The following is a 21,399-nucleotide window of genomic DNA, read 5'->3' on the forward strand; positions in this document are numbered from 1 at the left end:
AATCATGGAAAAAGACCAAGCATTAGCAAAAATCAAAAACTTGCAAAAAACGTTGAATGAATATGCTTATTTCTATTATGTCAAAGATCAACCAAAAGTGTTAGATAGTGAATATGACAAACTTTATCAAGAACTTGTCCAATTAGAAACCCAATATCCTGAAAGTATTACGCCAGATTCGCCTACTCAGCGTGTTGGCGGCGTAATCTTAGACGGATTTGAAAAAGCTGTGCATGAGGTGCCGCTTTATAGCTTAAATGATGCGTTCAGTAAGGAAGAGCTTGAAGCCTTTGATGCACGGGTGGCAAAAGCACTAGGCCACCACAATTATAGTTACGAATGTGAGCTAAAGATTGATGGCTTGTCTATTTCTTTGCGCTATGAAAATGGCCGCTTTGTACGTGGTGCCACTCGTGGGGATGGTAGTGTCGGTGAAAATATTACCGAAAATCTGAAAACTGTTCGCTCCATTCCGATGACTTTACCAGAACCTATCTCAATTGAAGTCCGTGGCGAATGCTATATGCCAAAAGAAAGCTTTATGAAATTAAATGAAGCACGTGAACAAGAGGGATTAGATACATTTGCTAATCCTAGAAACGCTGCGGCAGGAAGTCTCCGTCAATTGGATACCAAAGTTACTGCACAACGCAATTTAAGTACTTTTTTATATACAGTAGCGGAATTTGGTCCTTTAGAAGTCGCCACGCAAGAAGAGGCCTTGCAAGCGTTGGATCGTTTAGGTTTTAAGATTAATCCAAACCGTCGTATCTGCCAAACTGTCGATGAAATTTGGGAATATATTACGGAATATCATGAAAAGCGTGCGGACTTACCTTATGAAATTGATGGGATTGTCATTAAGGTCAACGATTTAAACTTACAAGATGAATTAGGCTTTACTGTTAAAGCTCCACGTTGGGCCATTGCTTATAAATTTCCACCTGAAGAAGCTGAAACGGTGATTCGTGAAATTGAGTGGACGGTGGGACGTACTGGCGTTGTGACACCAACTGCAGTGATGGATCCCGTGGTAGTGGCAGGGACTACTGTCAGTCGAGCAAGTCTGCATAATATGGATTATATCGAGGCAAAAGATTTACGCATAAATGACCATGTGCTTATTTACAAAGCGGGCGATATCATTCCAGAAGTCGACCATGCCATTGTCGAAAAGCGTGAGGCATCAAGTACCGCTTATCCTAAACCAACGCATTGTCCAGTATGTGGCAGTGAATTGGTCCACTTAGAAGAGGAAGTGGCGCTGCGCTGTATCAATCCTAAATGTAGTGCCCAAATGAAAGAAGGTTTGAGTCACTTTGTTTCTAGACAGGCGATGAATATCGATGGCTTAGGTCCGAAAGTTATTGAGCAAATGTATGAAAAAGAATTGGTGAAAGATGTCGCGGATTTATATTATTTAACCCAAGAACAGTTATTAACTTTAGATAAAGTCAAAGAAAAATCAGCCAATAATTTACTACATGCGATTGAAGCAAGTAAGGCGAATTCTGCAGAGCGTTTATTATTTGGCTTAGGCATCCGACATGTTGGGGCTAAAGCTGCAAAAATCTTGTTAGAGCACTATGAAACCATTGAAAACTTAAGCCAAGCCAAAGCCGAAGATATCTTAAACTTGCATACCATGGGTGAAACGATTGCCAATAGCTTAACGACTTACTTTGCCAATGATGAAGTCCATGAACTATTAGCAGAACTAAAAGCAGCGGGCGTGAACTTGCGCTATCTTGGTGTTACCCAAGCGCAGTTAGCCAGTGTCGAGTCACCATTTAAAGATAAAACCATTGTCTTAACCGGTAAATTAACAACTTATACGCGCGATGAAGCCAAAGCCAAAATTGAAAGCTTAGGGGGCAAAGTCACGGGTTCGGTATCGAAAAAAACAGATTTAGTGATTGCCGGGGCAGATGCTGGTAGTAAATTAACCAAAGCTCAAAGTTTAGGCATTGAAGTTTGGAGCGAAGAACAAATGGTTGAAGCACTCGCAGACTAAAAGAGTGAAGAAATTGTGCTATTTTACAAATTATTTTCAGAAAATGTGACTTTTTTGAAAAAATGTTTAAAAAGATTTCTGAATTAACTAGGATGATTTTCAATTAAATGTTACAATATCCAAGTATAGATAGAAAATGAACGGAACTAACAAAAGGTCTGTGAAAAATAGGAGGAAGATTATGGCGATTAGTGAAGAACAAGTAAAACATGTCGCTAAGTTGGCGAAACTAGCCTTTCCAGATGAAGAATTACATGAATTTACGACTCAATTAGGGAAGATTATCGATATGGTTGAGTTATTAGAAGAAGTGGATACTACGGGTGTTCCTTTTACTTCTAACGTCATCGAAACTGTCAATGTGATGCGTGAAGATGTGGCACAACCAGGTTTTGACCGTGAAGAATTATTACGAAATGTACCTGAAAGTGAAAATGGCTTTATCAAGGTGCCAGCAATTATTGATAACGGGGAGGCCGGTGCATAATGACGAAATTATATGATCAATCATTAGAACAATTACATGCCCTATTAGTCTCAAAAGAAATTTCAGCGCAAGATTTAACCCAAGCGACTTTTGACCGTATTAAAGAAACGGAAGACACCATGGGTTCATTCATTACTTTAAACGAAGAAAAAGCTTTAGAAATGGCCAAAGCGTTAGACGAAAAAGGCATCAGTGAAGGCAATGTTTTAGCAGGACTTCCAATCGGGATTAAAGATAATATTGTAACGAAAGATTTGCGCACAACTGCAGCTTCTAAAATTCTTTACAACTTTGATCCAATTTATGATGCGACTGTCATGGAAAAAGTATACCAAGCAGATATGATTCCTGTGGGTAAATTAAACATGGATGAATTTGCGATGGGTGGTAGTACCGAAACTTCTCATTTCAAGAAAACAACCAATGCCTGGGATCACACCAAAGTTCCTGGAGGTTCTTCAGGTGGTTCTGCAGCTAGTGTCGCAGCCGGTCAAGTTCCTGTTTCATTAGGTTCTGATACAGGTGGTTCTATCCGTCAACCAGCAGCCTTTAACGGAATCGTCGGTATGAAACCAACTTATGGTCGCGTGTCTCGTTTTGGTTTGATTGCCTTTGCGTCATCTCTAGACCAAATTGGACCATTGACTCGTAATGTAAAAGATAATGCCTTAACTTTAAATGCGATTAGTGGTTATGATCCAAAAGACGGCACTTCTGCTGGGGTTTCTGTGCCTGACTTTACAGCGAAAATTGGTCAGTCTGTCAAAGGCATGAAGATTGCTTTACCAAAAGAATACTTAGGGGAAGGAATCCAACCGGGTGTTAAAGAAGCTATCTTAAAAGCAGCTGATACTTTCCGTGCATTAGGTGCGACGGTAGAAGAAGTCAGCTTACCACACTCAAAATATGGAGTAGCTGTTTACTATATTATTGCCTCATCTGAAGCGAGTTCAAACTTACAACGTTTTGATGGTATTCGTTATGGTTACCGTTCTGAAAATATCTCAAACTTAGAAGATGTTTATGTTAACTCAAGAAGTGAAGGTTTTGGTACAGAAGTCAAACGCCGTATCATGTTAGGGACTTTCTCACTTTCAGCAGGTTATTACGATGCATACTTCAAAAAAGCCGGACAAGTTCGTACATTAATCAAACAAGATTTTGAGAATGTTTTTGCGAACTATGATTTAATCATTGGTCCAGCTTCACCTACCGTTGCTTATGGTTTGGGTGAAAATATCAATGACCCAATTACCATGTATTTAAGTGACGTCCTAACCATTCCTGTGAACTTAGCGGGTCTACCTGGTATGTCAGTGCCATGTGGCTTTAGCGAAGGATTACCAGTCGGCTTACAAATTATTGGTAAACATTTCGACGAAGCAACCATGTATCAAGCAGCGGCAGCATTTGAGCAAGCAACTGACTTCCATACGAAAAAACCAGTCATTTTAGGAGGCGCGAACTAATGAATTTTGAAACAGTCATCGGGCTTGAAGTCCACGTTGAATTAAAAACGGACTCTAAAATTTTCTCACCTGCTCCAGCGCATTTCGGGGCAGAACCAAATAGCAATACCAACGTCATTGACTGGGGCTATCCAGGTGTGTTACCAGTAATGAATAAACGTGCTTTGGAATTCGGGATGAAAGCTGCTTTAGCGTTAAACTGTGAAATTAGTCAACATACACATTTTGACCGCAAAAACTATTTCTATCCTGATAATCCAAAAGCTTACCAAATTTCTCAGTTCGACCAACCAATCGGCCATGATGGATGGATTGAAATCGAAGTCGAAGGGAAAAAGAAAAAAATCCGCATTGAACGTGTGCATTTAGAAGAAGATGCGGGTAAAAACATGCACGGTAACGAAGGGTATTCTTATGTTGACTTAAACCGTCAAGGCACCCCATTAATTGAAATTGTGTCTGAAGCGGATATGCGTTCACCAGAAGAAGCCTATGCCTATCTTGAAGCCTTGCGTTCGATCATCCAATTTACTGAAGTATCTGATGTGAAGATGGAAGAAGGTTCGATGCGTTGTGATGCCAATATCTCCTTACGTCCATATGGTCAAGAAGAATTCGGTACCAAGACAGAATTGAAGAACTTAAACTCTATGACCTTTGTTAAAAAAGGTTTAGCTTATGAAGAAAAACGCCAAGCTAAAGTCTTATTATCAGGTGGCGAAATTAAACAAGAAACTCGTCGCTTTGATGAAAAAACAAATACTACCATTTTAATGCGTGTCAAAGAAGGTTCATCTGATTATCGTTATTTCCCAGAGCCAGATATTCCTCGTTTTGAAATTGACGATGCATGGATTGAACGTGTGCGTCAAAGCTTGCCAGAAATGCCAGCTAAACGCCGTGAACGTTACATCAATGAATTGGAATTACCAGAATATGATGCGATGGTCTTAACGCAAACGAAGGAAATGTCTGATTTCTTTGACGCAACGATTGAAAATGGTGCTGATGCGAAATTAGCTTCTAACTGGTTAATGGGTGAAGTATCTGCTTACTTAAATAGTGAAAAACTAGAATTAAATCAAAGCAAACTAACGCCAGAAAGCTTAGCCGGCATGATTCAATTAATTGTGGATGGCACGATTTCTTCTAAGATTGCGAAGAAAGTCTTCCAAGAGTTAATGAAAAATGGTGGCGATCCTAAGGTTATTGTGAAAGAAAAAGGGTTGATTCAATTATCTGACCCAGCACAATTATTACCAATCATCAATGAAGTATTAGATAACAACGCACAATCTATTGAAGACTTCAAGAATGGTAAAGATCGTGCCGTTGGTTTCTTAGTTGGTCAAATTATGAAAGCAACGAAAGGTCAAGCCAACCCAGGTGTGGTTAACCAATTATTAAAACAAGAATTAGGTAAACGTTAGAGGAAAAGTTATGAAAAGAGCACGTGTGATATATAATCCAACTTCCGGAAAAGAAACTCTAAAACGCAATTTAGCGGATATTTTAGAATGTTTAGAGCAAGCGGGATATGAAGCAAGTGCCTATGCAACCACTCCAGAGCCAGACTCTGCAAAAAACGAAGCCAGACGCGCAGGTGAGTCTGGCTTCGATTTAGTGGTCGCTGCTGGTGGCGATGGTACAATTAATGAAGTGGTCAATGGGATTGCTCCTTTGGAAAATCGTCCGAAAATGGCAATTATCCCTGCAGGTACGACCAATGATTATGCCCGAGCACTGAAAATCCCTCGAGGCAACATCAAGGCCGCAGCTGAAGTGATTATCAAAAACCAAACAGTCAAAATGGATATCGGTCAAACAGATCGTGACTATTTTATCAATATTGCAGCAGGAGGGCACTTAACTGAATTAACTTATGAGGTACCTTCTGAATTAAAGAGCATTTTTGGTTATTTGGCTTATTTAGTCAAAGGGGCCGAACTCTTGCCACAAATTAAACCAATTAAAATGCATTTAGAATATGATGGTGGTGAATATCAAGGAAATGCTTCGATGTTTTTCTTAGCCTTAACCAATTCGGTAGGTGGTTTTGAACAAATCGTCCCAGATGCTAAGCTAGATGATGGCAATTTCACCTTGATTATCGTTAAAACCGCTAACATTTTAGAAATTCTGCATTTAATCGGTTTGGTCTTAAATGGGGGAAAACATGTCGATGACCCACGAATCATTTATGCCAAAACAAGTTATTTAAAGGTACATACATCTGAAGATGGCAAACAATTGATGATTAATTTAGATGGGGAATATGGTGGCGATGCGCCGATGACCTTTAGAAATCTAAAAAATCATATCGAATTCTTTGCCAACCTTGATGATATTCCTGATAAAGCCGTGATTGGTGAAGAGGAAGCATATGAAGAAATTAGCCAAGACTTTATCAAAGAAGTCGAGAAATTAAATGACGAAGATATCGATGGCGACAATAAAATTGGATAAAAAAAGCACTCTTTCAAGCATGCATTACTTAGGGCATATTTGGAAGAGTTTTTTTATTTGAATTTTTGAATTGGCTTTAAATGAATTGTCATAGTGGATGTTTTTTTTTAGTTTTAAAAATGGTAAAATAAAGACATAATATTAGTAATAGAACTGAAGGATGTAATTATGCAAACAACAAAAAATAAGCCTAAACGTACTGAATCAAGATACCATGAAATTGCTTTAATGGTAGCACAAAGGATTGTCGATGGAAAATATCCACTTGGCGAAAAAATTCGATCACGCACGACAATTGCTTCAAACTTTGGGGTCTCACCAGAAACTGCCCGTAAAGCGGTGAATCTATTGGCAGACTTGGAGATTGTCGAAGTGATTCATGGGAGTGGTGTTTATGTACGATCAAAGGAAAAAGCCAGTGCCTTCATTGCTCGTTCACAAAACCTCAAACAATTAACGCAAACCAAACAGGAATTGCGAGAAAGTATTAAGCGTCAACAAGAAGAATTACAAACGACTCTTGAATTAATCGGTAAATTGGAAACTGAATCACGCCGCACGCAGGATAGTTTGACCTTAGTACCGTTTGAATTAGTTGTCACAGAGGCTTTTAAAGAATTAGGACAAACAGTCGGACAGTTAAATCTATGGCATCGTACCAAAGCGACCATTATGGCTGTCAAACGTGGTGAGGAAATGATTTTATCCCCGGGACCAGTATTAACGATTGAAGTGGGAGATATCGTTTATTATATTGGTGATGATCAAGCAAAACAAATGATGGAATTATTATTTACAGGAGAGACTGGAAAAGAGGGATAAACATAAAAAAAGTGTTTTAAATGGGATGTTTGTAGCTTTGTTAGTCACCAGTTTAGGTCTAGCCGGCTGTCACCAAACTAAAAAGACCGAAAGCAAAACAACCACCAGCAGCAAAGTTATCAAAAAGAAAGGCACCAGTCAATCTAAAGACAAGAAGAAAAAGACCAAGACATCTTCAAGCACGACTGAGTCAACCACGAAACAAACAAGTACAACCAAAGATCAAACGACGCAATCTAAAACAACGACCAGTCAAGCACCACAAGCTGAGAAAACAAAAACATCGACACCAGCCAAACCCGCTGCGCAACCAACGATTCTAGATACCTTAGTTGGCAAGAATTTTGTCTTCTCAAGTGGTGCAGGTGGTTGGGGTTCATCACTATCTATTGGACCAAATGGCACGTTTTCTGATGTCTATCATGATTCTGATATGGGCTCAACTGGACCGGGCTATCCAGGTGGTACGATTTCTGAAAGTAAGGTTTCTGGACAATTTACAAGACCCCATCAAGTCAGTCCAACGCTTTATGAAGTCGACATAGAAAACTTACAATATGAAAAACCAGTGGGCAGCTCAGAAATAAAAGAGAATAGAAAGTACGAATATTCCGAAGCCTATGGAATTAGTAAGAATCATCGCATGGCAATCTATCTTCCTGGTACACCAATATCTTCAATGCCTGAAGAGTTGCGGTTGTATTCTTATGGCTTGATTCCTGAAGATAGCCAAACATTGCCAGTCTACGTCATTCAGGGAGATATGGAAGGTTTCTTTATTGAGTATCATTAATATGAAGGAGATTTTATGAAAACATACCCAGTAACAAAAAATCAAGATTTAACAGTTGATATCATTGACTTAACGCATGAAGGAATGGGCATTGCTAAAGTAGAGGGTTATCCTTTATTTATCGAAAATGCTTTGCCCGGAGAAACGGTTGAAGTTCATGTGCTAAAAGTAGGCAATAAATTTGGCTTTGCGAAGGTGAAAAACTTTATCAAAAAGTCAGCACACCGTGTCGAAAATGCAGATGAAAAATTGATTCGTACCGGTATTGCCCCACTTGCCCATCTAAGTTATGACCAACAACTGATTTTCAAACAAGAACAAGTCGCCAATGTCATGAAAAAAGTGGCGAAAATGCCAGAAGTACCCGTACTACCAACAATCGGTATGACTGATCCAACTGGCTATCGAAATAAAGCCCAAATACCAGTTCGTCGTGTGGAGAATCAATTACAAACTGGTTTTTATCGTAAAAATAGTCATGACCTAGTGCCAATTGAGCATTTTTACATTCAAGATCCAGCCATTGATACGGCAATTATCCAGATTCGTGATATTTTACGCCGATTCCATGTCAAACCTTATAATGAAGAAACAAACGAAGGCTTTTTAAGACACCTCATCATTCGCAAAGGTCACTATACCGGTGAAATGATGGTTGTCTTTGTGACGCGCAAAGAAAAATTCTTCCAAGTCGATCAAATTCTTGCGCAAATCACCCAAGCATTACCAAATGTCGTGACCATTGTGCAAAATATTAATGAAGACAAAACCAATGTCATTTTGGGTAAACAAGAAAAAGTGTTGTTTGGCCCAGGGTATATTAATGATCAATTACTAGGCAAGACCTATCATATTTCTGCCAAATCATTCTACCAAGTCAACACACTTCAGGCCGAAAAACTCTACCAAACTGCCTATGACTTTGCTCAATTATCGCCTGAAGATATCATTATTGATGCTTACTCAGGAATTGGGACCATTGGCTTATCAGTGGCGGACAAGGTTAAACAAGTCTATGGGATGGAAGTTGTAGAGGAAGCTGTGCAAGATGCGATTGCCAATGCGAAACTCAACGGCTTCACCAATACCACTTATGTCGCCGGTAGCGCTGAAAAAGTTATGGCACAATGGGCAAAAGAGGGCATCCAGCCAGATGTAATTTTCGTTGACCCACCACGTAAAGGCTTAACCCCAAGCTTTATCGAGGCAAGCTGCCAAATGAATCCGCAAAAGATTGTCTATATATCCTGCAGCCCAGCTACCATGGCGCGTGATTTGGTCCACTTCGCAGCACTAGGTTACCAAGCACAACAAGTCCAACCCGTGGACCTCTTCCCAATGACGAACCATGTGGAGTGCGTGGTGTGGATGTCAAGAAAAGATAAATAAATAGCGAAAAGTAGCGTATTTACGGGCTTTTTTGAGATTAGGCAATAGCTCATGAAAGTCCGTATTTCTTATATTGAAACATATCTACTCATTATTAAAATGATATTTTAGATTTTGGTTTTAGATTTATATGCCACTTGTTAAAATGTTATTCGAGATACAACCCCAATTTGAATGAGTGATTTAAAGAATGGAGGGAAGCAAATGGCTATCTCAATTAAAGATAATACAAGAGATGCAATAATGCTGTTAGAGCTTGGCATAAGCGAAGACGGTTATGAATTTGCTTCTGACATAAAGACTGCGCTGGCGAGTGCTGAAGTGGAACTATCAGCAATCGCTTCAAAACTGAATGAGAGCACTAGCACTCTAAAAAAGTTAACGCCAGAGTGTGATAAGACAGATTATATCTTGGCAGCATGCAGTGGAGCAATCTGTGGTGTGATGGATATATTCCTTGTAGGAAAACCTGGAGAGTCTCCTGTTGGGGACGTTACAGATAAATGGTTTGAAAATCGCACTATGGATTTTGCGAAGATGTGTGGCTGGGAGGATTCGAATAATAATTCGTTGTCTGCTGCTATAAAACATTTAGAAAAGAAATTCAAAATTCCATATGATCAGAGAGGCGCAGGTGATGCGGCTAGCTGGGTATTTGATCTCAGCCCTAAGAACCATCACTTCAAATCGCTAGGACACAATCCAACATTGTTAGGTTTGTTTTTCTCAATTCTTGATCAGTTTACGAATACTTCTCATTTTGTGTCTGGTGGTGAATTAATCTCATTACAGGGTGCCGATGGAAAATTTGAACTGCAGGGAAATAATGTTCCTAGCAAATTGTTTTGTGGATTTATAAATTGGTTTGGCCATCTGATTTCAGATATGTCTGGATCTTCAAGTAGCAAAGGACGTGGTATGGGTATTCCATCACCATTCTGGATCTGGACAAATGACATAATTGCAATTAAGAGAAAGTTGAATATACCAGTAAGTGAATTTGATAAGTCATTTAATGAGCTAGCGCTGGAGATATATAAGCAGGGATACGATGTTAGATTTCAAGCTGCGCAGGCGATACCTGTATTTGTAAATGAAATCTTAGTTAGATCGATGTATTCGATTAGACGACTGATAAGATTTTTTACTACAACAGAAAAAGCAGGCAGGACGTTTTCATCATTATGGAAGTCTTGTGAGCCGTTTAGCAATGCAACCGTAAAACGTATGCTTACTGTAGCTCATGGTACATTCTGTCTCGTTGATGCGGGTGATGCAGTTGCACGTGGGTTTATTACTGGTGGCGGATCATTTAATGTTGCTGAGTTTTTCATGCGATTGAATATAGTTGGCGTAGGACGATTCACTATTTCATTGTATGGAGAAGCTAGCAGAGGAATAAAACGGCATTCACTAAAGGACGAGGTCGTAGTTTTGAGACGAGAGAAGATTATTCTTGCTGGTTATGTTGAGGGGTTAAAGTTCCTTGCTGAAGCGTATGACGATAAAGACTTGCTTTTGTTCACACAAGAATTAAAAGAAAGTAACATGTACATCAAGGCTTTTGAAAAATCCACATTGTTGGCAGAGAAAAGAAATGTTCCAAAGGATCAGATATTACGTAACAAAGCGGATATTGATTCTTACCTCAAAGGAGGGAACGCATAGATGAAAAGTAAAAAGAAATCTAAACTTCAACAGGCCCAGGATAAGGCGCAAGCTGCAATCAATCTTACAAATAAAACGATTGAAGAGCTTGGTATCCATACAAGTGGATTATATGAGTCGTTGACAAGTATACAGGAATTATTTGATAAGATTCGAAATGTTCCTAGCGATAAGAAACTTCAATATGAAGAGCTTAAACAGATCAGATTAAACTGGAAACAGCAGGCGGAGAAGATTGAGAAAGATTATCAGGAAGCTGCTATCAAAAATGCAGGTGCAGGTGCCGCAGGAGCTGGTCTCGGTGTTGCAGTTGTAACGATGGGGCCGACAGTGGCGATGGGAGTTGCAACTACATTTGGTGTTGCGTCAACAGGAACAGCAATATCTGCACTTAGTGGTGCAGCAGCTACAAATGCTGCATTGGCTTGGCTCGGAGGTGGCGCTCTTGCTGCTGGTGGCGGAGGAATGGCTGCTGGTGAGGCTTTTCTTGCTTTAGCAGATCCGGTTGGATGGGCTATTGCTGGAGTGTCTCTTGTGGCAAGTGGTCTGCTCTTCTGGAAGAGTAGCAGTGACAAAAAGCATTTGGAGAATGTATTCGCTGCCATTAGTCATAGAGATGTGAAATCCTATGAGCTTGCAATTGTAGAACTTAAAGAACGTATATCTCGTATTATCGATGAGAGTGGAATGCTGAATGAGGCAATTGAGAACATTCGGACGTTTGGCCTAGACTACAATTTGATGACAGAAGAACAGCAATACGCACTGGGCTCTTATGTGAATTTAATGTTGTCATCAACACAGCTTTTGATAAATCCGATTAAAGGCTTAATGCCAAAATTCTCAGTGGAGGATTTTGAGGAATTTATGGCTTGGAAGGATAGAAAGGCAAAGAAAAGTACTTGTGAAGAATATAAAGACTTCATTGTTTCTCTTGCCAATCTGCTTTACAAGATCGATTTAGACGACAAGGATAAGAAGCTCTTGTGGAAGTCACTTAGAAAAAACAAGAAGATGCTTAAGTCAATGGATATCTCAAAGAAAGAATTCGATATGGATATTATGAATGCAATCCTTGAAGCATTGAAGTACAAATATCAGAGTAAGTAACGATATTACTAAATTTGAATTTGTGAGGGTAATTATGATAAATTTTTTGAATGATATAAGGAATGCAGAAAATCCAATATCCAATAATAGAAAACTTATAAATACCATAGCAATATTGTTTCTCGGAATAGCTTTGGGAGCTTTCTCAAAATATCTGGATTTTCGTCAAACTGAACTTCCAGGTGTGCTTATGGCAATAAATGTAGTCTTAGATATTGGTAATTTTCTTGGGCATTTTGCAATCTGGATATTGATTGCACTGTGTATTTCTATTTATAGCAATTCTGCAATAAGAGCAAGCATCAATGTTTTTGTATTCTTTGTTGGTATGGTTGCAAGCTACTATTTGTATTCAAACTATATTGCAGGATTTTTCCCAAGAAGTTATGCGATGATTTGGTTTGGATTTACAGCTGTTTCTCCATTATTGGCTTTTGTCTGTTGGTATGCAAAGGGGAAAAGCAAACTGGCATTTATACTATCAGCGCTGATTTTGGCAGTATTGTTCAATATGTGCTTTGTATATGGATGCTGGTATTTTAATGCAAAATCTGTTTTGGAAGTGATAGTCTTTATTATTGGACTTATTGTTTTGAGGAGAGACACATTGAGGAGTTCTGCGCTAATGGGAACGATTAGTATAGTTCTTGCGGCTTTACTTGATATGGTTATTCCATTTCATTTTGGATAAACAACTTCCAGTTTGTCGGGATAATAAGTTTTAACGATAGAAAAGTTATTGTTAAAAACTGTCGTGGACTTGTTTCCACGAACAGGCTGGGTTGATAATATGTTCCCCGACGTACATCGGCTCGTGTCAACCCATTGTGAGTGTGTAGGTCTGCTGACACGAGTGGAACGTTGATATAATAAGGTTTCGAGTAACTTGGGGTAATGCCTGAGTTGCTCTTTTTTGGTGCAAAAATGACAATTTTGGGGATAACCGTAGAGTTGACAGAAATGCTTTAAAGCTTTGAGTTGACAGGTTTTACACCGTGGAGTTGATAGCGTAGATGATTTTGATAACGATTACGTGATATAATATATTATCGAACTTTCAAGGGAGACATGATCATGAAGCAGATTTTTATATTCTCAGATGCACAGAAAGACAATATTTCATATTTTGAACGTGAGCCGGTTTTTTTGATATCAATGACTAAGGGTGATTTTCCATATTTGAAAGAACAAGAGTTTTCAAATTATCCAGCCGTTTACGTACTAATTGGAGGAAATTAACGGTATGTGGGACAAGCTGCTGGTCAGTCTATTTCGACACGTTTATCTCAGCATTTTACAAATGAGAAAAAGGACTGGATGGATTCTGTATTATTCTTTTCAAGAACGGATGGTAATCTGTCAAAAGCTGATACTGATTATTTGGAGAAAAGACTCATACAGGATTTCATTGAAAAATCTGACTATGAAATGATGAATTACACATCAGGAAATGATTCATTCATTGATAAACTTCAAAAGGCTAAGTCAGATCAGTTATATGACACAGTGTTTGAAATCATTGATGAGATTGCAAACATTGATTTGTTTGGCATTTCTGAAGACAGTGAGGATCCAACTTATGAATATAGCTCTTCTGGACAATATGAAATTGAATATGATGGGAAACAGTTATCTTCGAAATCAGCCAGAGGTTTATTGGTTGATTTTGTTTCGCAGCTATTTACTGATGAAAAGTACACTGATCAATTACAAGAGTTGATTGTTGATGAGACGCCTTCGTTTGCTATGATTCTAGGTCGGAAACTGTCAACTTACATGGTAAGCCTAATTCTGCAAATGTTGCTGAAGGTGTATGGGTTTATGCAAATTTCAACAAGAAGAATGTCAGAATCAAAATTGAGAAGCTAGCTCGTCAGCTAGGGATTCTAGTTAAAATAAAGTGGAACTAATAATTATTATCTCGCCTTTAGTAGAACTATGCTGAAGGATTTTAGTTTTCATGAAAAGTTTGCGTTCGCGAAAATATTTCATGTTTCGTGTAATATTGATAGCTCATAAATGATATAATAGAATGTAACAGTAGAATAGAGGTGCAGTATGTCAATTTCTTATAATAAATTATGGAAGTTATTGATTGATTTGAATATGAACAAAACTCAACTCCGTGAAATCTCAGGTGTCAGGCCTAATGTTATAGCAAAACTTGGAAAAAATGAGTTAGTGGCAATGGAATCATTATTGAAAATTGCTGCTTCTTTGAATGGTGATGTTAGTGAAATAATTAGTTATGATGTTCTAGACGCGGAGGATGTTAAGTAAATGGCAAAAAATAAAGTTTTAAACATCACTGAAATTGAAGATGGTGTAAAAAAAATACTTTCGAATAATAGTGGGGATGACTTCATCACTCAATTTTTGGCGTTGTATGATATTCCTAAAACATCAATTACACGAGCAAAATCAAAATTTGACAATGGTGAGCCATTTGTGATTAAGAACAAGCTTCACTATGAAGAAATCGAAGGTGATGTTGTCATTACGATTGATGCGATTGCTCAATCAATCAAAGAACAAAAATCTAAACCACGATACATCTTGGTAAATGATTATTCTGATATCGCTGCGATTGATACGAAAACACATGAAACGCTAAACATCCCAATTGAAGAGTTGCCGGCAAATGCTGACTTTTTCTTAGCTTGGAATGGAATTGAGAAGGCTGATTATCAAGCCGAAAATCCAGCCGATCGTAAAGCGGCTGAACGCTTTGCAAAGCTATATGATGTGGTGGCTAAAGATAATCCTGATGCAAACGAACATGCATTTAACTTGTTCTTGATTCGAGTGTTGTTCTTGCTGTTTGCAGAAGACACAGGAATTATGAATAAGGGTTCCTTTACAAATGTTCTAAAAACAAGAACAGCTGAAGATGGTTCGAATTTTAACGAAGTAATCAAAGAACTCTTTGCAATCTTGGATATTAATGAGTTAGCTCGCAACGGTAAAGATGAGTGGTTACTTGAATTTCCATATGTTAATGGAAAATTATTCGGTGAACCACATGTGGATTTGAACTTTTCAAAAGTCTCAAGAGAACTGCTTATCGAAGCTGGGGAATTGCTAAATTGGAATGAAATCAACCCAGATATTCTTGGAGCAATGATTCAATCAGTAGCTTCAGCGGAGGACCGCCATGTTGCTGGTATGCATTATACAAGCGTGCCGAATATCATGAAAGTCATCAAACCGTTATTCTTAGATGATTTGACAGAGGCGTTTGAAACTTTAAAACTTCGCAGTGAAGAAAACGAACTGAAGGATATTACTGAAAAAACAAGAAACGATAATAAGAGAACAATCATCAATGACCTGAGTGCTTTGTTGACGAGAATTTCTAATATTAAATTTTTGGATCCTGCCAGTGGTTCGGGAAATTTCCTTATTATTGCTTACAAAGAAATTCGCCGACTTGAAATTAAGATTTTACAGTTGTTGGGCGACTTACAAAATAATGATTCCATGCCATTATCAGTTATCCATCTGGGCAATTTTAACGGGATTGAATTGGATGATTTTGCTCATGAGGTAGCGCGACTTTCTTTGTGGATTGCTGAACACCAAATGAACAAGGAACTTGAAGAAGCAATCCCAGGGACCATTGCCAAGTTGTTACCGTTGAAAGATGCCGGGAATATAGTGTGTGCTAACTCGCTTCGCATTGATTGGAATGATGTTTTGCGATTAAAAGAAAATGACGAAATATATATAATGGGTAATCCTCCATATCTTGGGAAAAGTCTTCAAAATGCTGAACAACGTGAAGATATGAAGAATCTTGTTGGGGATATTCGAAAATATAAATTACTCGATTATATTTTTGGTTGGTTTTGGAAAGCTAAGCAATATATTGAAACTTCTCATGGTTCATTTGCTTTTGTTACTACCAATTCAATCTGTCAAGGCGAACAAGTAAGTATCCTTTGGCCATATCTTTTAAATGATGAAGTAAGAATTTCATTTGCCTACCAGAGTTTTAAATGGAACAATAATGCAAAAAACAACGCAGGGGTAACTGTTGTTATTATTGGTATGACAAATGACGTTAATATTCAGCCTAAATTATATTTGCAAAATGGCACTGTAATGAGTGTTTCAAATATTAATGCTTATCTGGCAAATGGAGAAAATGTATTTGTAGATGAATCAAGAAAAAGTATTTCAAACTTACCAGCGTTGAAATTTGGTAGCATGGCAAATGATGGAGGTAATCTAGTATTTTCTGTGGAAGATTATCAGGATTTGATCCAAAAATATCCAGATGTAAAACATTTATTTAAGAAATATTTGGGGTCGACAGGGCTAATAAATGGAGATTTGAGATACACCTTATGGTTGAAGGAAGGTGACGTAAACAAATACAGAGAAAATCATCTTATTAAAGAAACACTAAAAAATGTAAAAGGTTACAGGGAAAAAAGCAAGAGAAAAGAAACAAGAGCATTAGCTGAGAAACCATGGTCATTTGGTGAAGTACGGCATGATGAATTTAGTGAAAATAGCATTCTAATTCCTCGTGTATCGTCAGAAAAAAGAGATTATGTACCTATGGGAATAGTTGGAAGCGATACTATAATTTCCGACTCTGCTATGGCTATTTACAATGCACCAATGTGGCTTCTCGGTCTTTTAGAATCTCGCATGCACATGGTGTGGCTTCGTTCAATTGGTGGAAAGTTAAAAACAGACTATCGGTATTCGGCAGGCTTAGTTTACAACACATTCCCAATTCAAAATTTATCTACTCAACGTAAAAATGAAATGGCACGAGTAATGACTGAAATATTAGATTTACGTGAATACGAAGGCGGCACATTAGCTGATTTGTATAATAAAGACACTATGCCAGAATCTTTACGTAAGAAACACGAGGAACTGGATGGAATTGTTGATAGAGCTTATCAACAACGTCCATTTGAATCAGATGAAGATCGACTTGGAACTCTACTAAAACTATATCAGGAGATGACAAATAAATGAGTGAACAAATTCCAGGAGCCTGGGCAATGAAAATTGCATCCGTTTTGAAAGACAATTATACAATGGCAGATATATTGTCATTGACTAATAGCTTTGGTGCTACGAATGACATTGATATCAAATATTCTCAAGCCCCAAAGATGATGAATAAACAAAACGTCGCTCAACAAAATTTATCAATGTTTTCAGTGAATCAAGTCATTCAGTTTCTCACTGATATTGTTGAGAGTGGCACGGGAATAATGCCTGAAGAACTTTCCGACTTGTTACAAGAAACAATTGAGAAGTTTCCGAATGAAGCAAATTTACAAGATACAAAAACTATTGAAAAGATTAAAGAAAAATTTTCAGAATACGAAGGTGTGCCTGAAGCTTGGTCTAAGGCTCAAAGAAATCTTGCAATGAAACATTTTCGTGAGTCGGTTGATAATGGTCGATTGGCAATGGAATTGTTTTTTAAAGCTATTTTTCAAAATAATAAGTCTCTTGAAAATCAAAAACCAAACATTGGTAGTTTTCTTTCAGAGCAACCTAAGGAATTTCGAGAACTAATTATGTCACAAATTTCTTCATATGAAAGGCTGCAAAACCAACAGTTTAAACATAATCTTCCTGATAATTTAAGAGAAGATGAAATAAGATATATATTGAATACTACCTATCTCATCATGGATTATATGGAAAGGAAATCACATGACTAGTAATTTATTTGAAATTAATTTTGATAAAAATCAATCGAAAACAACAAACGACCTCGGGATGCGTGAGATGCAAGAACGTGTCTATGAAAAACGCGCATCACAATACTTGCTTGTGAAATCCCCACCTGCTTCTGGAAAATCTCGTGCGTTGATGTTTGTTGGTTTGGATAAGCTTCATAATCAAGGAATTAAAAAAGTGGTTATTGCGGTTCCTGAACGCTCAATTGGAAAATCATTCAAAGATACTGAATTATCGAAGTTTGGTTTTTATTGGGATTGGGAAGTAAAGCCAAGCAATAATTTAACTATTGGTGGCGGTGAAAAATCAAAGGTTCAACACTTTGTTAAATTCATGAACTCGACCGACCCAAGTGATAATATCCTGATTGCCACACATGCTACATTGCGATTTGCTTTTGAAGAGTTGGATGATTCGCTGTTTGACAATACTCTTTTAGCAGTTGATGAATTCCACCATGTGAGCCGCGACGATAATTCAGTACTAGGTAATGCCTTGCGTAGCATCATGTCAAACTCTAATGCCCATATCTTGGCAATGACTGGTTCATATTTCCGTGGCGATTCTGTACAGATTTTAGAACCTGCTGATGAGGATAAATTTGATAAGGTCACTTACACTTATTATGAGCAACTGGAAGGATATAAATATCTGAAATCCTTCGCAATGGGGTATAGTTTCTACCGTGGAAAATATACAGATGCTTTGGATAAAGTAATTGATGTCAACAAAAAATCAATTATCCATATTCCTAATGTTAATTCTGGTGAATCTACTAAAGACAAGTATTCGGAAGTGGATGAAATACTTGATTTATTAACGGACGGTGGTAATATCACACAGAACGAGGATGGTATTTATGAAATCGAGCGTCCAGATGGTAAAAAACTATTAGTGGCCGACCTCGTGAATGAAGAAGGACGTGAAAAAGTCTCAGCATACCTAGCAAGTATTACGGATGACATTAAAGATCTTGATAAGCTTGATATCATCATTGCTTTGGGGATGGCAAAAGAAGGGTTTGACTGGCCATTTGCGGAATATGCACTGACAATTGGTTATCGTAACTCATTAACTGAAGTGATTCAAATCATTGGTCGCGTTACGCGTGACAGTCCTAATAAGACCCATGCTCAATTTACGAATCTTATTGCACAGCCAGATGCACAAGACGACGAAGTACTCTTTGCAGTTAACAGCATCATGAAGGCAATTTCTGCATCTCTGCTTATGGAACAAGTGTTGGCACCAGTTTACAAATTTAAACCAAAAGATGATAAGCCAGACAAACCAGGAGATCTTTCAATTAGAGGATTGAAACCTGCAGATACCACGGAACGCACGAAAAAAATCATCGAAAATGATATGGAAGATTTGAAATCTAGTATTTTACAAAGCCAAGATATCCAAAAAGCAATTGTATCAGGTGCAGATGCAAAAATGATTAATAAGACGTTGATTCCGCGTGTTATCATTGAACGTTATCCAGATTTAACGAATGAAGAGTTAGAAACTGTTCGCCAACATACGGTTGCGGATATTAATATCGCAGCTGGCCGAACAACAACTTCAGAAGATGGTAGCCGAGAAATTATTAAGATGGCCGACCGTTTCATTAACATCGATGAATTGAATATTGATTTAATTGATCAAGTAAATCCGTTCCAACGTGCGTATGAAGTGATTAGTCGCGATATCGACGCACCAACGCTTCGTTTCATTCAAGATTATCTGTCATCAAATAAATACGATTTTACTGACGAACAATTGGTTGCGGCTTATCAAGCAGCTAAAAAATTCCGTGCAGAAAATGGTCGAAATCCTGACAGAAATAGTAAAGATGATGGTGAAAAATACTTGGCCTTTGCTTTGCTACGACTTGCTGAGATAAAACGTGAAAGAGAGGCAGCGAAAGAAGATGGCGAATAGTTTAGATAGCATCTTTGAAGATGACGCTTTTTATGATTTAACCAAGCAATTTGAAAAAAAGAAAGTTGTAAAACAAGACCCAGAAGTTACTAAATTTCAGGAGATTATAGACTTTGTGAATGAAAACGGACGGGAGCCGGAAAAAACTCCTGAATGGTCTAGCGAACGTGCATTGTGGGCTCGCCTTAGCGGATTTCGAGGAAAACCTGAAAGAGCTGAGAAGGTGAAGAAGTATGACACTCTTGGCTTATTGGAGAAGGAATTCGATCAGGATGGAGAGTTTCTTGCTGATTCAGTTGAAATTGATGACGAGTTAAATCTGGATGATATCTTAGGGTCAGACGATATGATTGACGATTTTTCCGATTTGTTAGATGTTTCCCGATATCGCAGAACTGTAAATGCCGCCGATAAAATTGGTCGCAGAAAACATGCAAGGCATTTTGAGAAGTATAAGAGCTTATTTGATCAGGTCCACGCAGATATTGCTTCTGGGAGACGAAAAATTATCCCATTTGAACAGTATGATATTCAAGCAAACCGGTTTTATGTTCAAAATGGCGTAATGCTTTACGTTGTATCAATTGGTGATTTTTACGAAGATGTAAATGGTGATAAGAATGCTAAGATGCATGTTGTTTACGAAAATGGAACTGAAAATAAATCCTTGTTATTCAGGTCACTCGCGTCTTCACTTTACGCTACGGAACGTCATGGCCGTATGGTGACAGAACCAGTGGATGAGGAAACGTTGGCTGAAAGTTTTGGAGAAGAGTTTACGACAGGTTATATCTACGTGCTGAAGTCATTAAGTACGAATCCGGATATTAGTAAATGGACTAATCTTTATAAAATTGGCTTCACTCGGAATGATGTGGAAAGCAGAATTGCGAATGCAGAAAATGATGTAACGTATTTAAATGCGCCTGTAAAAATTATGCTTTCTGCTGAAGTGCAAAATGTGAACGCTCAGCTGCTTGAGCGCACCCTTCATCATGCATTCCAGGACAAACAGGTTGTCTTCCAAGATGGAAACTTCAAAAAAGCTACTGAATGGTACATGGTTCCATTGAATGATATTGAATCTAAAATCAATGAAGTAATCGCTGGATTACAAAAATAGATATGAAAATGCACTGTACTCATAAATCGAATACAGTGCATTTTTATATTTAATCACGAACGATTTCAACAATATCCGTTAGCACCCAATAATGATATATATTGAAAATCTCCAAAGTCACTCGACTCTGGAGATTCTTTTCTTTATTTACAATTTGCTTGTACAGTTTCTGACTTTGGCAAATAAGCTTCTAGAACTGCTTTTTTTGCGAAAGACTCCTCGTTAGGCAATTTCTCCAAAAGATAGGTAAGATATTTCTCCGAGTCTATGTCATTTCGTTTGGCAGTTTCTAAAAGTGACAGGATGCTTGCATTAGACTTAGCTACTTCAACACTTTGAGAGAAAAGCCAATTCTTACGTCCCATGACTAGCCCTTTAATTGCACGCTCAGCTACAGAGCCAGATTTAGAG

16 protein-coding genes and 2 pseudogenes are annotated in these 21,399 nt (G+C 38.0%); 17 read left to right on the forward strand and 1 reads right to left on the reverse strand.

Annotated elements, in window-relative coordinates; all coding sequences use genetic code 11:
- The first annotated feature begins 4 nt into the window (after nucleotides 1–4).
- The 17 genes and pseudogenes from ligA to I567_RS09435 all read left to right on the forward strand — a co-directional run bounded on the left by ligA (nucleotide 5) and on the right by I567_RS09435 (nucleotide 20,988).
- Nucleotides 5–2,014 carry an NAD-dependent DNA ligase LigA gene (gene ligA / locus I567_RS09355; protein WP_016251983.1) on the forward strand — a complete coding sequence of 670 codons (2,010 nt, stop codon included), beginning with the start codon at nucleotides 5–7 and terminating at the stop codon, nucleotides 2,012–2,014.
- 181 nt (nucleotides 2,015–2,195) lie between these two features.
- Nucleotides 2,196–2,501 (forward strand): Asp-tRNA(Asn)/Glu-tRNA(Gln) amidotransferase subunit GatC, encoded by a 306-nt coding sequence (gene gatC / locus I567_RS09360; RefSeq protein ID WP_016251984.1) that lies wholly within the window; start codon nucleotides 2,196–2,198, stop codon nucleotides 2,499–2,501.
- Nucleotides 2,501–3,970: an Asp-tRNA(Asn)/Glu-tRNA(Gln) amidotransferase subunit GatA gene (gatA, locus tag I567_RS09365; protein ID WP_016251985.1), complete on the forward strand. Its 1,470-nt coding sequence runs from the start codon at nucleotides 2,501–2,503 to the stop codon at nucleotides 3,968–3,970. Before gatC ends, gatA begins: the two co-directional genes overlap by 1 nt.
- A complete protein-coding gene (gatB, locus tag I567_RS09370) occupies nucleotides 3,970–5,400 on the forward strand; it encodes an Asp-tRNA(Asn)/Glu-tRNA(Gln) amidotransferase subunit GatB (protein WP_016251986.1) in 1,431 nt (476 codons plus the stop codon). Before gatA ends, gatB begins: the two co-directional genes overlap by 1 nt.
- Before the next feature lie 10 nt (nucleotides 5,401–5,410).
- Nucleotides 5,411–6,436: a diacylglycerol kinase gene (locus I567_RS09375; protein WP_016251987.1), complete on the forward strand. Its 1,026-nt coding sequence runs from the start codon at nucleotides 5,411–5,413 to the stop codon at nucleotides 6,434–6,436.
- A gap of 168 nt (nucleotides 6,437–6,604) precedes the next feature.
- Nucleotides 6,605–7,258, forward strand: a complete 654-nt coding sequence (locus I567_RS09380; RefSeq protein WP_016251988.1) for a GntR family transcriptional regulator — start codon at nucleotides 6,605–6,607, stop codon at nucleotides 7,256–7,258.
- 37 nt (nucleotides 7,259–7,295) lie between these two features.
- A complete protein-coding gene (locus I567_RS09385; RefSeq protein WP_231940226.1) occupies nucleotides 7,296–8,051 on the forward strand; it encodes a hypothetical protein in 756 nt (251 codons plus the stop codon).
- Nucleotides 8,052–8,066: 15 nt separating this feature from the next.
- On the forward strand, nucleotides 8,067–9,440 hold the full coding sequence (gene rlmD, locus I567_RS09390; RefSeq protein ID WP_016251990.1) for a 23S rRNA (uracil(1939)-C(5))-methyltransferase RlmD: 1,374 nt from the start codon (nucleotides 8,067–8,069) through the stop codon (nucleotides 9,438–9,440).
- 204 nt (nucleotides 9,441–9,644) lie between these two features.
- Nucleotides 9,645–11,108 (forward strand): hypothetical protein, encoded by a 1,464-nt coding sequence (locus I567_RS09395; protein WP_016251991.1) that lies wholly within the window; start codon nucleotides 9,645–9,647, stop codon nucleotides 11,106–11,108.
- The gene (locus tag I567_RS09400; protein WP_016251992.1) at nucleotides 11,109–12,218 is read left to right on the forward strand and encodes a hypothetical protein; all 1,110 of its coding nucleotides are present in this window, start codon (nucleotides 11,109–11,111) and stop codon (nucleotides 12,216–12,218) included.
- A gap of 34 nt (nucleotides 12,219–12,252) precedes the next feature.
- Entirely contained in the window at nucleotides 12,253–12,909 is a 657-nt protein-coding gene (locus tag I567_RS09405; RefSeq protein WP_016251993.1) for a hypothetical protein, read from the forward strand.
- 383 nt (nucleotides 12,910–13,292) lie between these two features.
- A pseudogene (locus I567_RS09410) lies at nucleotides 13,293–14,128 on the forward strand (GIY-YIG nuclease family protein).
- A gap of 148 nt (nucleotides 14,129–14,276) precedes the next feature.
- On the forward strand, nucleotides 14,277–14,498 hold the full coding sequence (locus I567_RS09415) for a helix-turn-helix domain-containing protein (RefSeq protein WP_016251996.1): 222 nt from the start codon (nucleotides 14,277–14,279) through the stop codon (nucleotides 14,496–14,498).
- Nucleotides 14,499–17,216, forward strand: coding sequence for a class I SAM-dependent DNA methyltransferase (locus I567_RS12955; protein WP_016251997.1), 2,718 nt, complete (start codon nucleotides 14,499–14,501; stop codon nucleotides 17,214–17,216).
- A complete protein-coding gene (locus I567_RS09425) occupies nucleotides 17,213–17,917 on the forward strand; it encodes a hypothetical protein (RefSeq protein ID WP_016251998.1) in 705 nt (234 codons plus the stop codon). Before I567_RS12955 ends, I567_RS09425 begins: the two co-directional genes overlap by 4 nt.
- Entirely contained in the window at nucleotides 17,910–19,865 is a 1,956-nt protein-coding gene (locus I567_RS09430) for a DEAD/DEAH box helicase (RefSeq protein WP_016251999.1), read from the forward strand. Before I567_RS09425 ends, I567_RS09430 begins: the two co-directional genes overlap by 8 nt.
- Nucleotides 19,855–20,988 (forward strand): GIY-YIG nuclease family protein, encoded by a 1,134-nt coding sequence (locus I567_RS09435; RefSeq protein ID WP_016252000.1) that lies wholly within the window; start codon nucleotides 19,855–19,857, stop codon nucleotides 20,986–20,988. Before I567_RS09430 ends, I567_RS09435 begins: the two co-directional genes overlap by 11 nt.
- Before the next feature lie 143 nt (nucleotides 20,989–21,131).
- On the opposite strand, the pseudogene I567_RS09440 reads toward I567_RS09435, so the two are convergent.
- Nucleotides 21,132–21,392, reverse strand: a pseudogene (locus I567_RS09440) (transposase domain-containing protein); the annotation flags it as partial.
- Between the last annotated feature and the right edge of the window lie 7 nt (nucleotides 21,393–21,399).

Origin of the sequence: Enterococcus cecorum DSM 20682 = ATCC 43198 (assembly GCF_000407565.1) — a bacterium.
Classification (GTDB): domain Bacteria; phylum Bacillota; class Bacilli; order Lactobacillales; family Enterococcaceae; genus Enterococcus_E; species Enterococcus_E cecorum.

Excerpts from the sequence above, each read along its gene's own strand:
- ligA (WP_016251983.1), top strand. The coding sequence starts at position 5 with ATGGAAAAAGACCAAGCATTAGCAAAAATCAAAAACTTGCAAAAAACG.
- gatC (WP_016251984.1), top strand. The coding sequence starts at position 2,196 with ATGGCGATTAGTGAAGAACAAGTAAAACATGTCGCTAAGTTGGCGAAA.
- gatA (WP_016251985.1), top strand. The coding sequence starts at position 2,501 with ATGACGAAATTATATGATCAATCATTAGAACAATTACATGCCCTATTA.
- gatB (WP_016251986.1), top strand. The coding sequence starts at position 3,970 with ATGAATTTTGAAACAGTCATCGGGCTTGAAGTCCACGTTGAATTAAAA.
- I567_RS09375 (WP_016251987.1), top strand. The coding sequence starts at position 5,411 with ATGAAAAGAGCACGTGTGATATATAATCCAACTTCCGGAAAAGAAACT.
- I567_RS09380 (WP_016251988.1), top strand. The coding sequence starts at position 6,605 with ATGCAAACAACAAAAAATAAGCCTAAACGTACTGAATCAAGATACCAT.
- rlmD (WP_016251990.1), top strand. The coding sequence starts at position 8,067 with ATGAAAACATACCCAGTAACAAAAAATCAAGATTTAACAGTTGATATC.
- I567_RS09395 (WP_016251991.1), top strand. The coding sequence starts at position 9,645 with ATGGCTATCTCAATTAAAGATAATACAAGAGATGCAATAATGCTGTTA.
- I567_RS09400 (WP_016251992.1), top strand. The coding sequence starts at position 11,109 with ATGAAAAGTAAAAAGAAATCTAAACTTCAACAGGCCCAGGATAAGGCG.
- I567_RS09405 (WP_016251993.1), top strand. The coding sequence starts at position 12,253 with ATGATAAATTTTTTGAATGATATAAGGAATGCAGAAAATCCAATATCC.
- I567_RS09415 (WP_016251996.1), top strand. The coding sequence starts at position 14,277 with ATGTCAATTTCTTATAATAAATTATGGAAGTTATTGATTGATTTGAAT.
- I567_RS12955 (WP_016251997.1), top strand. The coding sequence starts at position 14,499 with ATGGCAAAAAATAAAGTTTTAAACATCACTGAAATTGAAGATGGTGTA.
- I567_RS09425 (WP_016251998.1), top strand. The coding sequence starts at position 17,213 with ATGAGTGAACAAATTCCAGGAGCCTGGGCAATGAAAATTGCATCCGTT.
- I567_RS09430 (WP_016251999.1), top strand. The coding sequence starts at position 17,910 with ATGACTAGTAATTTATTTGAAATTAATTTTGATAAAAATCAATCGAAA.
- I567_RS09435 (WP_016252000.1), top strand. The coding sequence starts at position 19,855 with ATGGCGAATAGTTTAGATAGCATCTTTGAAGATGACGCTTTTTATGAT.